Here is a 14,324-nt window from a genome sequence, read left to right on the forward strand (position 1 = left end):
CTGTTTTTGCATGCGAAGATTGTCTGATATTAATCCGTCCAGATCGCTTTTAGCAGTTCGGCTTTGGGGCGATGGTATGAAGAAATTGCCCAAAATATCATCAGAGTTCGTCAGGATCAAGCCTTTGAACCAGAAAATCCCGTGAACCTCCACCGACATCAAGTACACCCTCCCTCCAAGTTTGAATCCCATCGGAATCAACAAATATTCCGGATATATTCCCGGAAGTAACATTTAAATTAATAACTTCTCCCGACGGATGGCTGATGTATGGATTTCGTGCTTCAAATTTCAAACTAGCGCTATTGCAGTTACCCGCCAGCACCAGTTCGTCATGGCCAGCCTTTGCAATTACCATTCCATCCATATAGTCTTTAATATCACTCAATCCAAATGCCCATATTATGTTTTCATCTATGTCCATTTTGGCTAAAGATGCGCGCCAAAACGAAATGTATACCCCGTCAGAAGTCGGAACAATACCGCGAGTCCAATATGGTAGTTCCTGGAAGCACGCTGCTTTTTTTAGCTCACCTGAATCGCTAAATTTCAAAAGTATTGGCTTTTGAACCCCGTTGCTGTAGTACTCTGTTCCGCCGCCTAGGTAGATATCGCCTGTGTCGGATATGGCCAGGTCGTTTCCATATTCCTTTGACGGAGTCTCCCATCTACGCGCCCAAATAAAGTTGCCATCCATATCAATTTTCATTATCTCCAAATCGCCTTGGCCTGCTTCGGCATCCCAATTGTATCCTCCTGCATACAAATATCCGTTTTGCTGGTCAATTTCGCTCGGATAAGCAACCGCGCCAGGATAGGCGCGCGCCCAGATTAGCTGGCCCGATGAATCAAGATTTAATATTATACAAATTTTATCGGCCGCATCGCTTATAAAACCCAACACGTAAACAAATCCATCTTCATTAACGACAACACTTCTGGCGACCGATTCAACACCAGCCAAAAATAACTTGGACCACAGAATGTAGCCATATTCGTTATAGCGTTGAATTAACAAGTCATTATGAGGCTCTGGCTCAAAGCTGGTTGCTGTCCATCCAGCAACGTATACGCCGCCCTCATTGTCGGCGGCAATGCCTCCTGCACAATCGTTAAAAGTAGTATGGTAGGTAGTAGCCCAATAAAAGTTGCCATATTGATCAAAAGTAGCAAGCAATATGTCTCTAAAAGGATCATCCTCAACACTTATATCGCCAACTATGCATTCCGAGTCATTTGATGTGGATGTGACCTCTAGCGCGTACTCAGACAAAACGGAGCCCCAAGAATGGTACCAGTCCACATGCGATACCGCAAATGAAAAGGGAAAGCTGGCCATGCCAAAGGGACTAGTGAGTTCGAGCATTCCAACGTAATCTCCCGGCTCTCCAAGCATGACAACTGGTGTTGCTTCGGAAGATTGCGACGGCACAGCATAATCTCCAAATGTCCAATTGTATGCTAGTGGTTCTGACCCAACGACATCTGCAGAAAACTGAACTTGGGTTGCACGATATCCGCTTAAAGGCGAAACCGATAGTATTTGTGGAGGCGCGCCCGGGCCATAAACTGTAAAAGTAAAATGAAATTCATCCTCCCCCGAAGAATTCGTCGCCTTAAAAATACCATCGTATTCGCCAGCGGTCGCAAATACAATTTGTGGCCAAAAATCGGATGAATGGTTCGGTACAGCTCCGCCTCCAAAATCCCAAGAATAGTACATTGGTTCTGTGCCATTTACCGATGCTGAAAATGTGGCCCGGTCGCCTTCAATGCCGAACAGTGGGGAAACAGACTTAATGTTGGGCACATATGGATTGGCAACAACATCAAGATTGAAATGCCTGGAATCGCTACCTGCTGGATTTGACACGGTAAGTAGGCAATCATATTCACCTTCTGAGCCAATTTGCTCGGTTGGTTGCTGCAGATTACTGGCAGATGGAGTGGCTGCATCTCCAAAACTCCAGCTGTAAATAAATGGCTGAGTTCCGGAAATTGCTGCCCGAAATACAACTGAATTTCCGGCAAGTGCACTCTGGGGTGCAATACTCATAATATTTGGCCTTATTAAGTTTGCCGGAATTTGGATTATATTGCTACTATCTCCCTCCGAATTATCACTGGCCACCGGAACGACGCATACAAAACCTTGTTGTCCCATCGGTAGGTTTAGAGTGATTTTATGTTGAGCTAGTACTTGCTGGCTTACGGGAGTTGGCGCGCCGATTTGGATATATTCGCCTTGCTCAAGCGAAGAAGTCAAGACTACATAGCCCCATACTTCGTTTAGGAACCTTAATGCGATTGGTGTTATGTCGCTTATTCCAACCACGCCGTCACCATCGCCGTCTATCCATGCCTCCAGCGCGTCGTCGCCGATGCCGTCGTTTGTGAGCGCGCCGAAGTGGAGCGCGATCGGCGTGATGTCGCTTACGCCCACCTCGCCGGAGACGTCGAAGTCGCCAAGGTTCACGTAGCTCCAGCTAAGCGTGTTCGTCCCCGGATCGTACGCGAGATCGGTCACCCGGCCGGCGTCGCCCTGGGGGGCTCTTGATACGATGCGGTTCCCGCTTGCGGAATTGCGCGAGCCGCCGCCCGCGATTCCCGATTCGCGCGTGCCGCCCGCGATTCCCGATTCGCGCGCGCCGCCCGCGATTCCCGATTCGCGCGCGCCGCCGCCCGGCGCTGCAGCTCCATTGCCATGTATTTCTTCGAGCCGGCGGATGAGTTCGCTACGAAGCGTTTCGAATACCGCGGGATCGGCGCCGTCCGGAGTTTCGTAGCCGCGGATTTCGTCGAGCGCGGATTCGAGCGCGACGGATTTCGGTTCGGCGATTGCGATTCCCGTTTCGGGCGAGTCCCGCCAATCGCGGGAACGATGTCCGCCCGCGTCGCCTGCGGAGTTTCTATGCTTGCCCGCGGAGCAGGATGGGACAAGGAGCGATGCGGCCAAAAGCGCCGCGGCGATTGCGAATGCGGCAAGCGACTTTGTCATCCCTGCACCTCCGGCGGGCGTTTATTCCGCCAAAACCAGCAAATTATAGACGGAAAGATTATTGCGGAAAATTGGGGAAATGTCAAATGTGCAGAGCGAAGTGTGAAGAGTGAAGAGGGATGAGCCATAAGGCAAAAGGGAAAAAGAAAGACGGAATCGAGCGTTGAGAAATCAAGGTTGACGGCCGGGCGCCTTTCCGGAGAACTGCGCATTACGACCCTGGCAGGCGGATTATTTTGAATATTCAAAATATTCAAAAAACCGACTATGCTAACATCGCGCGCCTTGAGAAACGACGCGACAAAGCATCTGCTGGCCGCACGGCATGAGCAGGCTCCATTTTTCGGACTCGAAATGACGCTCGCGGACAGGCGGCTGGCCCGGCGTGGGCGCGGTTTTTTGAAATGGCTCGGAACGTTCAAGGGCGTCGTCTATTCGGTGCTGTTCGTTTCCGCGGCGGCGTACGCATACTTGATGGCCACCGCGTTTCCCGGCGGGGGGGAGGACTTCCGCGAGCTTTTTTTCGGGATAGTGTGCTTCTGGGTTACGCCGATTTACGCGTGCTTCAACGCGCTCGCGGCGGGCGCGTCCACGCTTTCGCAGACTTTGGAGTATAACCAGCCGTCCGAGTTCGCGCTGTCGGGGCATGCGCCCGAGCGCGTGGGCGCGGAGATTTACGCCTGCCGGGCGTACAGGCACTTTCCCGCGGCGATCCTGTACGCCGGGCTTGTCGCCGGCGCGATCGCGTACCTGGAATTCAGGGGCGAGGGTGTTTTCAACGATTTCAATCCCGCGTTTTACCCGCTGTTCATGCTGGCGGCCCTTGTCATGCAGTATGGACTGTTTGCCGCCGCCGCGTTCATCGGGGTGCTGATTTCGAATCACGCGTGGCGGTTCATAGCGGTTTTCGGTTATTTCATCGTCCAGATGGCTCTGCCCGTTTTCACGGCGGTGCTTTTGTCCGTTTCCTTCCAGTCGTCGGTCAACGAGGAAGCGGCGGAGCTTGCGGCGATGTGCGCGGCGCCGTACGGCCCCGTTTATTACTCGATCAACCTCGCCGAGGCGTCGGGCGGATTCTCGGCCTACGACGCGGCGACCGGATACGCGCTGTCCATGGGCGCGCAGATCGCGATCGCGATCGCGTGGTATCTGGGGACGATCGCGCTGTTCAGGCGCCGCGTGCTGTCGTGATTTGAATCGCGGGAGTAATCAATTTCGTGCGCGCGCGGATTCAGAAAAGCAGGTTGTTGTTCAGCCACGCCATGATTATCCGGTCGAGGCCGTTGCCCGCGGACAGGATATCGGTGCCGTGCCGGTTGCCGGGGTACATCTTGAGCTTCGGCGGGTCGGCGGTGTCGAGAAGCCGCTCGTACAGCGCGCGAGAATCCGCGGCGGACGGGTTGTCGCTTTCGCTTGCGACGATCATAATCGCCCGAGTGCCGTATCGTTCGGCGGCGGGCATCGTCTCGATTCCGCGGTAGTTCAGCCCAGGCGACAAAAGCACGACCGTGCGCACGTGCCTGTCCTGCGCGGCGTAGTTTATCGCAAGGTTCGCGCCGATGCTTGCGCCGATTATCGCTATTCTGTCCGTGTTCACTTCCTTGCGCGTTGCGAGGTAGGAAACCGCGCCCGACACGTCCAAAAGCATCGAGCGGAAGTCGCCGTCCCCGAACTCCCGCCATGTGCGGCCCGCCTGGTCGAACTCCAGGCTCTCTCCATGGCCGCGCAGGTCTATCGCGAGCGCGCAGTAACCCTCCGCCATCACCAGCGGGGCGATCGCGTTCCAGTCGTTGCGCGAGCGCGAAAGCATGTGCAGCATTATCACCACGGGTACCTTTTGCATCCGCAGCTTCGCCGGGCGGAAGAATGTGCCCGCGATGTTGACGCCGTCGCTTGTGCGGTAGGTTATCCGCTCGGTCGTGTATTCCTCGTCCGCAAGCGCGCGCGGGGGCGCAAAAACCGCGCCGCTGAACGCGGCCAAAAAAGCCAAAAGCAAAAAATGCCGTCGCAACGAAACCTCGCGGGCGTAATGCTATCCGCCGCCCACGAATGTTACCACCTCGACTCTGTCTCCGTCCCGTAATTCGGTTTTTTCCCAGTCTTCGCGGTAAACCACCGCGCCGTTCACTTCGACGACCACAAGACGTTCCGGCGCGCCGATTTCGGCCAAAATCCCAGGAATCGCAGGAGCGGATTCGTAGCTCCGCTTCTTTCCGTTGACGGTGATTTCGATCACGCCGCGATGATATCACGGCGCTTGTGAAAAATTGCGATTCCGATTGCGCCGTTTGCCGCCTCCGGCACTAATGGTAAACTAAAGGCGATGGACAAAACTCCGTTGCCACTTAAAGGAGACGAGCTTACCGAGCGCGTCGCCAAAGATTACCCGAAGGCCGAGAAATTCCTATCGGCTCGCGGCATCCGGCTGAAACAGGCCGGAGCACCGGTTGTCTACGGAACGCTTTGGGATCTGCTGCGCGCGCATGAAGGCAGAGAAGGGGCCGCGCGCCTTTTGGAAGAACTCAACGAAAAGCTCGCGACGTAATCCGACCCGGACGCGAACCGGCCCCGCAAGGCGGGATCGGCGATACGTTGGGAGGCCCCTAGACTTTGGCCAGCAATGCGAGACGGGATTCGCTGACGCCGATTTGGCCCAGCCCGCCCACCTCGACGATCACGCGCCCGTCGTCGCTGATGAAGCCGATAGGCACGTAAACGTAACTCGGAAGCTCGATACCCTCGCGGGTGAAACCCACGCGGACGCCGGAAATCACGAACTCCTCGTCCGTCTGCGGATTCTTGACCGCGACGCGCACCTCGCCGCTGGTAGGCTTGCCGCCGCGGTCGGGCCGCTGGGTGTACGCGGGAATCAGCATTTTGACCACGAAATGATCACCGGCGAACATGTTCCTCGACAGCTTGTCGAAGTACCACTGGCCGGAGAACCGCTTCTTGAATTTGAACGGGTTGGATGTGGACAGCCACCAGATGTCGTTCTTTTCGTCGTAGCTGCCGTCGCAGTCGAAGTTGTACGCGCGGATGTACGCGGCCTGATCGGCGGGGCTTGAAAGGTCCACCTGCCCCGGCGCTTTAAGCACACCCGGCGTATCCTGCGCGAAAAGCGCATGCGGCGCGATGAGCGCGGCCGCCAGAAGTAGCGCGAGCGATATTCCCCTTGACATGGCCTGATTCTAAATGCGCCCGCGGGCGTTGTCAATCTCGTCCGGCGGAACGGTTGCTCCCGGAGCAATTTCGCTCAATCCTTCGCGCTGTTGACCGGAGCGCTGCAAAAGGGGGATAATGACGGCGGTGCGCCTCTGGCGCGGGGAAAGGCGGTGGCAAAGATGCACAGGGAATTCAGCGGAAAGCGGATGGCGGCCGAGCTTCGGGTCGGGATCGTCGTCTCGCGGTTCAACGATATGGTGACGAAGCGCCTGCTTGAAGGGGCGCTCGACGCGCTTGCGCGCCACACGTCCGGCGAGGGCGGCAGCGCGGACGTGTTCTGGGTGCCGGGCAGCTTCGAGCTTCCGATGACGGCGCGCCGCGTCGTCAACACGAAGCAGTACGAGGCGGTGGTCGCGCTCGGATGCCTGGTGCGCGGCCAGACCGACCACTACGAGCTTTTGGCGCATGAAGTGACTAAAGGGCTGGCGCAAATCGCGATAAAAAGCGTCATCCCGGTCACGTTCGGAGTGGTGACCGCGGACACGGTCGAGCAGGCGCTGGAGCGCGCGGGGCTGAAGCAGGGCAACAAAGGCTTCGACGCGATGGTGTCCGCGATCGAGGTGGTCAGCCTGTACCGCCAGATCGCGGAAGTGGAAGCGGAGCAGTAGGGGCGTGCGGCGCACGCCCGGTGAGTGGTAGGGGGCGGTTTACCCGCCCCCACAATTAGGTGGGCGGGGATAAACCCAGCCCGTACAATTTATGAGAAAAAAACTGCTTGCGGCGAACTGGAAGCTGTACAAGACCTTCGAGGAGGCGGACGGCTACGCAGCGAAACTCAAAGCCGCATTCGGCGGAACGCAGCCAGAAATAGACGTCGCGGTTTGCGCGAGCTTTCCGTACCTGCGCGATTTGATTCGCGCGTTCGAGGGCACCGGCATCGCCGTCGGCGCGCAGAACGTGTCGGAATACGTCGAGGGCGCGTATACCGGCGAGGTCGGGGTGCGCCAGCTTTCGGGCTACGGGCTGCGCTACGCGATACTCGGCCACAGCGAGCGGCGAAACGTCTTCGGGGAAAGCGACAAGCTGATACGGAAGAAGCTTGAGCTTGTCCTTGCGGAAAGCGAGCTTTGCCCGATCCTGTGCGTCGGCGAGCCCTTGGAAGTGCGCGAGGGGGGGGAGGCGGCGGCTTTCGTCGCGAACCAGCTTGACGGCGCGCTGTCGGGGATTCATCGGGAGCGGGTGCGGCGGCTGGTGATCGCCTACGAGCCGATATGGGCAATCGGCACCGGAGTCAACGCGAAGCCGGAGGACGCGCAGGAGATGTGCGCGTGGGTGCGCACGGTGGCGTCGGATTTCCTGTCGGCGGAAGTCGCCGCGGAAATGCGCGTGCTTTACGGCGGGAGCATCAAGCCCGCAAACTGGGCGGCGATAGCCGCGGGCGCGGACGTGGACGGCGGACTTGTCGGGGGCGCGTCGCTGGACGCGGACGCGTTTTTCGAGCTGTACCGGATTACCGCGGGGCGTGTTGGATAGGTTTGTCGAGGACTCCTCGGATCACTTCGCCGCAGCCTGGTAAATCGCAGGGCGGTATCTGGGCTTCGGAATCCGTTTCCCCGACGCCTGCGCCGCTTCAATCCATGCGGATTTCGCGATAAGCACCTCGCGCAGAGCCTTCTCCGGCGTCGAGCCGAAGGCCGAGCAGAATTTGAGGTCCGGAATGTCCGCGACATAACATCCGTCCTCGTCACTGTAAAACACGTTGACGTGGTAATCTTTCATTTGCCGTCACCCACATCCAGCCCATAACGCTCAATAATCGAGACAAGCTGCCTGAGCTGGTACGTCTTTATTTTACCCCCGAAGTTCTGGATATTGATCAGTTCGTTAACACCCGCGCGCCGAAAAATATGGTGGCTTCCCTTTTTTCGGGCAAGGCGAAATCCTAGAGCATCGAGCAGGGTTAAGACGTCTGCAAAGGAGACGTTGCCTGAACCGCGCAACACCTGTTCCAGCAATTTTCGTATCTTGGTCATTAAGCGTCAAAATACGGGTAACCGAGTCATTCTATCTTAATTTAACTTAGATATTTCTAATAAGCGCCTCTACCCGCCGTAATTCACGATCGTGAACTGGATCGGGAAGGGCGCGCTGCCGTGCCAGAACGGAGCCGGCTCCTGATTTAGCCGCGCCGTGGACATAAAAGCAAATTGAGCCGGCGGCATGTCGCTCGCGAAAAAAACGCGGCGTCGGCTTTTCCAGTCCCCGTCCCGCTTGCCCCGATTGTCACAAAGATTTTTCCGCCGCAGGCTGTCCATTTCCGGCAATACTTGACAAATGTTGGCTATAATAAGCGATGGAGGCGTAACCGAGCCAAGCCCGTTTTCCGGGCGGGGCGCCCGGCCTCCCGGAGGTTATTTTGAGCGATACTTTGAATTACCTTGATTCGGCGGAAGGGCGAAGTGAATCGTACATGCGCAGGCGGCGGTGCGCGCTGTACGACGCGTACTTTTCGGGCAGGCCGTACGAGAACGAGCGGGAGTGGCGCAGCCTGCTCGGGTACTCGGCGGAAGTTTCCGCACCCGCGATTGTAGTCAACTATCCGCGGCTGGTCGTGGAGCGTCCGGCGCACTTCGCGTTCGACCGGGTCGCGGGCGTGGAGGCGGCTGACCCCGCGGCGCAGGAATTCGTCGAGCGGGCAATCGCCGGACTGGAGATCGGCGGTATAAGCTCGCTGGATGCGCTTTTAAGCGAAGCGGCGATAGAGGCGTCCATCAAGGGTGACGCGCTGCTTGTGTTCGATCCGTCGGGATTGGTGAGCGCGGGAAATGCAGGCGAGACGCCGGCCCTCCCTGTTTCAGTCATCCCCGCGGAGGATTACACGCTTGAATGCGATCCCCACGACGCGTCGAAAATTGCGTTCATCCGCATCGAGTACCGGATCTCCGATGGGAACGGGAAAGAAACCCGGCACAGGCGGGAGCTGCATCCCGACCGGATTCTTGAATTCATCGGCGACGCGCCGAAGGGCCGCAGGATTTGGTTCGGCGGAAACGCGGCGCACCTTGCGGGCGCCGCGCCGGACGAGCCGAAGGAATGGCGGCTCGTCTCCGCCGCGAAAAATCCGCTGGGCGAGATACCCGCGGTCGTCGTGCGCAACCGGCCGCGCGTCGGGCGGGCTTACGGCGAAAGCGACTTCGCGGATCTGCTGACGATATTCGACGACATCAACTGGAAATACTCGCAGAGGTCGCGCAACATCAGCCGGACGATGAACGCGATTCTGAAATCAGTGAACGGCCGGATTCTGAACGACGTGATTTCCGAAAACGGCGTGCTGTCGGTGATCGGCGAGGGCGCGGAAGTCGGGTATCTCATCAACGACGCGGACATGAGGGAGATCTCGACGCATATCGCGGAGCTGCGCCGGGCGCTTTTCGAAATAAGCGGGGTGACGGTGCTGGACGCGGAGAAGCTTTCCGGATACGGCGCGCTGTCCGGATTCGCGCTGTCCGTTTTGTATGAGCCATTGATCGCGCTTGCGGAGAAAAAGCGCCGGACGATCGGCGGCGCGGTGGAGCGGTTCCTGTCGAAGATCGTCCGGGCGGGATGGAAGCTGGGATTGATCGAAACCGAGCCGGAAAGCTTCGGCGTGCGGATCAAGTACGGCGCGATGTTCCGCGAAAGCGAGCGCGAGCTTGCGGAAAAGCAGTCGAGATTGCTCGCCGCGATCGACGCGGGACTTTTGACGAAGGAGCAGGCGGGGAAGGCAATGGAAACAAGTTGACAGTTGGACAGTTGACAGTTCGACAGTTAACTGCGGTTGTTCGACAAAATACACCGGACATGCGAAGCAACTGTCAACTGTTAACTGTCAACTCTGAACTTGATTACAGATGCAATCCGGATTATCAACCGGAAAAAGAAACTATGTAATTTTAAGGAGGATCGTGTATGGCACTGACTTTGGCGGACGCCGCGAAGCTTGAAACGGACGCGCTTAAAAAGGGGGTGATCGAAACCTTCGGCGAGTTCTCGCCTGTCTTGGAAGACCTTCCCTTCATCGAGGTGCAGGGCAACAGCTACAAGTACGCGATCGAATCGTCGCTGCCCGCGGTGGAATTCCGCGAGGTGAATTCGGCGTACACCGAGAGCGCGGGCGAGTTCACGCAGGCGAGCGAACCGCTCGTCATATTCGGCGGCGTCGTGGACGTGGACCGCTACCTGCAGCAAACGCGCGGCAGCATAAACGACCAGCGCGCGATCCAGACGCGGATGAAGGTGAAGAGCCTGGCGCTCGCGTTCACGCGCAACTTTTTCGAGGGCGACACCACGGCCGACCCGAATTCGTTCGAAGGGCTTTCGAAAAGGCTGACCGGCGCGCAGGTGATAACCGCGGACGACGGCGGGCACAACGGCGACGACCTTTCCATGGATTACATGGACATGCTGATAGACGCTGTGTGGGGCGGGCCGGACGTGATTTACATGAGCCGCCACAACAGGCGCAAACTGACGCAGATCGCGCGCGAAACGAACTTCCTCGAAGTGTACCTGGACGACTTCGGCAGGCAGGTGACGCGCTACGACGGAATTCCGGTGAAGATAATCGGGAAGGACGAGACGAACGAGGAAATCCTGGGCAACGACGAAACCGAGGGCGAAAACGACGAAACGAGCAGCATCTACGCCGTCAAATACGGAGCGGACGAGTTCGTGTGCGGGATTACGAACGGCGGAATCCAGGTGGACGACCTGGGGCTTATCCCCTCCCCCCCCGTGTACCGCACGCTTATCGAGTTCTACTGCGGACTGGCGGTGTTCCATCCGCAGGCCGCGGCTAGGCTGAAGGGGATAAACAAGTAATGGTCAACCCCGGTTACCTGATGCTCGGCGGGAAAGTGCTTTTCGACGATCCGTACGCGCTCGCGCTCCGCGGAAGCGGCGCGGGCGCGCCCGCCGGGCGCGGGTTAAGGACGAGGCGGATGGCGGCGCGGCGCGCTGTTGATTTATCTTCCCGCAAAAGCAATGCAACAGGCGAAACCGCGGACGCGGAACCCGATTTGCCGCCTTTGAAAAAGCTGTTCGTGGCAAGGACGCGCAACCGGCGCTACACGGGCGAAATTTGCGGCGTCTGGTTTTCGGACGGGGAAGCGCTGTGCGCCAAAGAAGAGGCCGAGGCGCTTTTGGAAGCGGGATGCGAAGTTACGGTATGCGGAGGAACAGATGACTTTGAGTGAATACATTCGGCTGGCATGCGGCGACGCTACGGAGGGCGAGCAGGCGCTGTCGGACGGCGATATCGCGGACGTGCTTGCGGGCGCGGTGCTTTCTCCGGTCAGCCGGAATTTCATCCGCGCGATCCTGGAAAGCGGCGCGCGGGCGAGCGTCCTGAACCGCGCGGGCTGGGTGGAGCTGCCGCTTTCCGCGCTAAGTCCCGACCACAGGAAGTGGGGTTGCGGCCTGGGCGGCTGGCTGGACGGGCTGACCGACGTTTACATCGGCGGCGGGTTGCATCCGCTCGGCGAAAACGAAAGCATAAACAACCTGACCGGAATCGTGACGCTTTTGGCGGATCCGGGGGAGGGGGCGGCGGTCAGCGTGCGCACCTATCTTGTAGATCTGCCGCGGGCGGTCCACGACGCGCTGATGCTTATCGCGGGAAGCGAATCGCGGCTCGCGATCAAAGCGGGCGCGGGCGGTGCGGACGTGGACTTGTCCGGGCTCGCGGAGGCGCTGCGCAGGCAGGCGCGCGAGGTGATGGGCGCGGCGCCGGTCGAAATCGAGCAGCGGGGGGACTACCCGCACTAGGAGCTGAAATGCCGGACGGAACCAGACTAAAAGCGTTGTTCGAGCGGATGATACGCGTGCTCGGCGGAAGCGCGGAGGAAGTCTTCATCCGCACGTACGAGGAAACGGGCGGGCATCCCGAAAGCGGGATGCCGCCGGCGCGGATCGCGACCGATGTTCCGATTTCGCCGCGGCCGATTGTTCTGGCTGCGGATCAACAATTTTACGTTTTCAAAACGCGCGAAATCGAATCGGTGCGCATCGAGGCGGGCGACGTGAAAATCGTGATGGACGCGGATGAAGGCGTCGAGGCGGAAACGATCCTGCATTTCCGCGGCGCGGACTGGCGCGTGTATCGCGTCGACGCACCCGTGTTATTCGGAAGCGTGCAGGTGAAGATCGCGTACGCAAGGAAGGTGCAGGGATGAGGGACGCGATTACATCTCTTAACGCGTGGATTTCGGAAAAGCTGCCGGACGTGGCGCACAGCTTCGCGCCCGGCTCGCCTGTGAGCTTTCCATGCGTCGTCGTCGTGCCGCGGACGTTGGGAGGAAAAACGAAGCCCGCGGGCGGGCCGGCCGCGCTGGCGACTGTCACGTTCCAGGCGGACTGCTGGGCGGACGGCGGCGACGCTTTGGCCGCGCGGACAATCGCGCAGCGGATACTCGCGGCGCTGCTTGGCGACACCGACCGCGGCGCGCGGATACCGCGACACCGGTGGATTTACGGGGAGGGGGAGCCGGTGCGGGCGGAGATGCGCGACGAGATGGTTGTGACGGACGCGCGGATAGCAGAAATTCCGATACGAGACGCGCCGGAGCTGCGGCTGTGCCGCGCGATTTTCGATCTGCGGTTTGTTTTGACGGCTTAACTAGAAAGTTAAGTCCATTTAAGGAGGATTTTATGACGAACAACGTAAGCGCGCTGACGGTGGGGTCGGCGGAGATTTACATAAACGGCGAAAAGTGCGGCTGGGCGACGGATGTCGAAATCGAAAAGCGCGTCGAGGTTCTGCGCCATGAAAGCAATGTGGGGCTTGAATTCGCGACCGACCACGTCGTGCCGCTGCGTCGAAGCTTCATCGTGCGAGGGCGCTTCGGCGAAGTGGACCCGCCCACGATCAACAACGCGCTGGGGCTGTCCGGGCTTTCCGCGCAGGAGACCGCGAGCGCGCAGGGGATGACCGAGTACGCGAGGTTGTATCCCGGCAGGTGGTACACGCTGCGGTTCCCGTCCACCGGAACGAGCATCGTTTTGAAAACGGCGGACGGTCAGACGACGTTCGTGAAGAACACGGATTACGAAGTATCCGCCGCGCTCGACGCGATCAAGTTGAAGGACAATTCGGCGATTGCTCCGGGAGAGCTGCTTTTGCTCAGCTATTCGTATCAGCGCCCGCCGTACAGCGAGGTCGCGCTTTCCGCTCCTGGATTCGCTCGGCCCGTGCATCTCGTTTTGGTCCACCGCTATCCGGACGGCGCGAGCTTTTTCGAGCTGACGCTGCCGCGCGTGCTTCTCGAAGCCGACGTGTCGCTCGCGTTCGACGAAAAGGACTGGATCGGAATCGAGTTTTCCGGCGAGTGCCTGCCCGACGAAAGCGACGCGGCCGCGCCTTTCGGACGCCAGAAATTCTTCGGCCCGATATTCGAGAACATGGGGCTTGCCGCGGGCGACGTGGAGAGCAACCCTTACGTGCCGGAAATCGGCCCGACGTACTAGGAGGACGAAATGAACGAAACGGTTTTGGAAATCGAGCGCGACGTGTTTTTGGGCGAAGGGACGCCTCTCGTCCTGCGCGACGGGCGCAAACTGACCGTGCCGCGGTGGAGCGCGCGAAAAGCGCTGTCTCTGGGACGCAAGATCGCGGAGGCCGTGTCAATCGCATCGCAGGCGGAGGGCGGCGGCGGCGGAAAGGCGATTCTGTTTTCGCTGCCGCTAATCGGCGAGGTTGTGTGCGAAACGCTTGGCGAGGATGAATCGTTCCTGGACACGATCACGAAAGACGACCTTGCCGAAATCGCGCTTGCGATCGTGAAGCAGGAATTTATGTCCGAGCATTTCCTTTCGCTCTCAAAAAAAGCCGCGGCGCTCCTTCGCAGCTCTCGATCGGCGGATTGATCGATCTCATCGCGTCCGAGTACGGATGGACGGCTGCGGAAATTCTCGACGCGCAGACGATGCGCGGCCTGGAAATTCTCGCGGCGCATATCCGGGCGCGGAAAGCGGAGGAGCGCGTGGTGCACGCCGTCGCGTTCGGAGCGGACAGGAAGGAAGCGGAGCGGGCGATAAAGCGCATCCGCGAAAAGCTGATTGAAGAAATTTGCGGAAAAAACGAGGAGCCGAAATTCGATCCCGCGTTTTTTTCGGCGTGAGG

19 protein-coding genes are annotated in these 14,324 nt (G+C 58.8%); 13 read left to right on the forward strand and 6 right to left on the reverse strand.

The genetic code is table 11. The features are described 5' to 3' along the window. Positions 1-100: 100 nt before the first annotated feature. A complete protein-coding gene (locus HRF49_01345; GenBank protein MEP0813296.1) occupies positions 101-2,998 on the reverse strand; it encodes a PKD domain-containing protein in 2,898 nt (965 codons plus the stop codon). 285 nt (positions 2,999-3,283) lie between these two features. On the opposite strand from HRF49_01345, the gene HRF49_01350 reads away from it, so the two are divergent. After that, positions 3,284-4,189: a hypothetical protein gene (locus HRF49_01350; protein ID MEP0813297.1), complete on the forward strand. Its 906-nt coding sequence runs from the start codon at positions 3,284-3,286 to the stop codon at positions 4,187-4,189. 40 nt (positions 4,190-4,229) lie between these two features. On the opposite strand, the gene HRF49_01355 is transcribed toward HRF49_01350, so the two are convergent. Together HRF49_01355 and thiS are read right to left on the reverse strand one after the other, a co-directional pair. Then, positions 4,230-5,009: an alpha/beta fold hydrolase gene (locus HRF49_01355; GenBank protein MEP0813298.1), complete on the reverse strand. Its 780-nt coding sequence runs from the start codon at positions 5,007-5,009 to the stop codon at positions 4,230-4,232. A gap of 21 nt (positions 5,010-5,030) precedes the next feature. Then, positions 5,031-5,234 carry a sulfur carrier protein ThiS gene (gene thiS / locus HRF49_01360; protein ID MEP0813299.1) on the reverse strand — a complete coding sequence of 68 codons (204 nt, stop codon included), beginning with the start codon at positions 5,232-5,234 and terminating at the stop codon, positions 5,031-5,033. A gap of 102 nt (positions 5,235-5,336) precedes the next feature. Here thiS and HRF49_01365 point away from each other — a divergent pair, with 102 nt between their 5' ends. Then, a complete protein-coding gene (locus HRF49_01365) occupies positions 5,337-5,543 on the forward strand; it encodes a hypothetical protein (GenBank protein ID MEP0813300.1) in 207 nt (68 codons plus the stop codon). Between the two features lie 58 nt (positions 5,544-5,601). On the opposite strand, the gene HRF49_01370 is transcribed toward HRF49_01365, so the two are convergent. Continuing rightward, positions 5,602-6,180 (reverse strand): hypothetical protein, encoded by a 579-nt coding sequence (locus HRF49_01370; GenBank protein MEP0813301.1) that lies wholly within the window; start codon positions 6,178-6,180, stop codon positions 5,602-5,604. 162 nt (positions 6,181-6,342) lie between these two features. Between HRF49_01370 and HRF49_01375 the strand changes: the two genes are divergently transcribed. After that, entirely contained in the window at positions 6,343-6,831 is a 489-nt protein-coding gene (locus HRF49_01375) for a 6,7-dimethyl-8-ribityllumazine synthase (protein ID MEP0813302.1), read from the forward strand. A 91-nt stretch (positions 6,832-6,922) separates the two neighbouring features. After that, the gene (locus HRF49_01380) at positions 6,923-7,696 is read left to right on the forward strand and encodes a triose-phosphate isomerase (GenBank protein ID MEP0813303.1); all 774 of its coding nucleotides are present in this window, start codon (positions 6,923-6,925) and stop codon (positions 7,694-7,696) included. Positions 7,697-7,717: 21 nt separating this feature from the next. On the opposite strand, the gene HRF49_01385 is transcribed toward HRF49_01380, so the two are convergent. Continuing rightward, complete coding sequence (locus tag HRF49_01385; protein MEP0813304.1) at positions 7,718-7,942, reverse strand: type II toxin-antitoxin system HicB family antitoxin; 225 nt, start codon at positions 7,940-7,942, stop codon at positions 7,718-7,720. Further along, complete coding sequence (locus HRF49_01390; protein MEP0813305.1) at positions 7,939-8,196, reverse strand: type II toxin-antitoxin system HicA family toxin; 258 nt, start codon at positions 8,194-8,196, stop codon at positions 7,939-7,941. Before HRF49_01390 ends, HRF49_01385 begins: the two co-directional genes overlap by 4 nt. Before the next feature lie 383 nt (positions 8,197-8,579). On the opposite strand from HRF49_01390, the gene HRF49_01395 reads away from it, so the two are divergent. The 9 genes from HRF49_01395 to HRF49_01435 all read left to right on the forward strand — a co-directional run bounded on the left by HRF49_01395 (position 8,580) and on the right by HRF49_01435 (position 14,322). Further along, entirely contained in the window at positions 8,580-9,947 is a 1,368-nt protein-coding gene (locus HRF49_01395) for a phage portal protein (protein ID MEP0813306.1), read from the forward strand. A 167-nt stretch (positions 9,948-10,114) separates the two neighbouring features. Beyond that, a complete protein-coding gene (locus HRF49_01400) occupies positions 10,115-11,026 on the forward strand; it encodes a phage major capsid protein (GenBank protein ID MEP0813307.1) in 912 nt (303 codons plus the stop codon). Then, positions 11,026-11,400, forward strand: coding sequence for a hypothetical protein (locus HRF49_01405; protein MEP0813308.1), 375 nt, complete (start codon positions 11,026-11,028; stop codon positions 11,398-11,400). The genes HRF49_01400 and HRF49_01405 overlap by 1 nt, the downstream gene beginning before the upstream one ends. Then, positions 11,387-11,971: a hypothetical protein gene (locus HRF49_01410; protein MEP0813309.1), complete on the forward strand. Its 585-nt coding sequence runs from the start codon at positions 11,387-11,389 to the stop codon at positions 11,969-11,971. Before HRF49_01405 ends, HRF49_01410 begins: the two co-directional genes overlap by 14 nt. 8 nt (positions 11,972-11,979) lie before the next feature. Next, positions 11,980-12,378, forward strand: a complete 399-nt coding sequence (locus tag HRF49_01415) for a hypothetical protein (GenBank protein MEP0813310.1) — start codon at positions 11,980-11,982, stop codon at positions 12,376-12,378. Beyond that, a complete protein-coding gene (locus HRF49_01420; protein MEP0813311.1) occupies positions 12,375-12,821 on the forward strand; it encodes a hypothetical protein in 447 nt (148 codons plus the stop codon). Before HRF49_01415 ends, HRF49_01420 begins: the two co-directional genes overlap by 4 nt. Before the next feature lie 32 nt (positions 12,822-12,853). Then, positions 12,854-13,669, forward strand: a complete 816-nt coding sequence (locus tag HRF49_01425; GenBank protein ID MEP0813312.1) for a hypothetical protein — start codon at positions 12,854-12,856, stop codon at positions 13,667-13,669. A gap of 9 nt (positions 13,670-13,678) precedes the next feature. Then, a complete protein-coding gene (locus HRF49_01430; GenBank protein MEP0813313.1) occupies positions 13,679-14,068 on the forward strand; it encodes a hypothetical protein in 390 nt (129 codons plus the stop codon). Further along, entirely contained in the window at positions 14,065-14,322 is a 258-nt protein-coding gene (locus HRF49_01435; GenBank protein ID MEP0813314.1) for a hypothetical protein, read from the forward strand. Before HRF49_01430 ends, HRF49_01435 begins: the two co-directional genes overlap by 4 nt. The last annotated feature ends 2 nt before the right edge of the window (positions 14,323-14,324 follow it).

Source organism: bacterium (assembly GCA_039961635.1).
Lineage (GTDB): Bacteria > 4484-113 > 4484-113 > JAGGVC01 > JAGGVC01 > JABRWB01.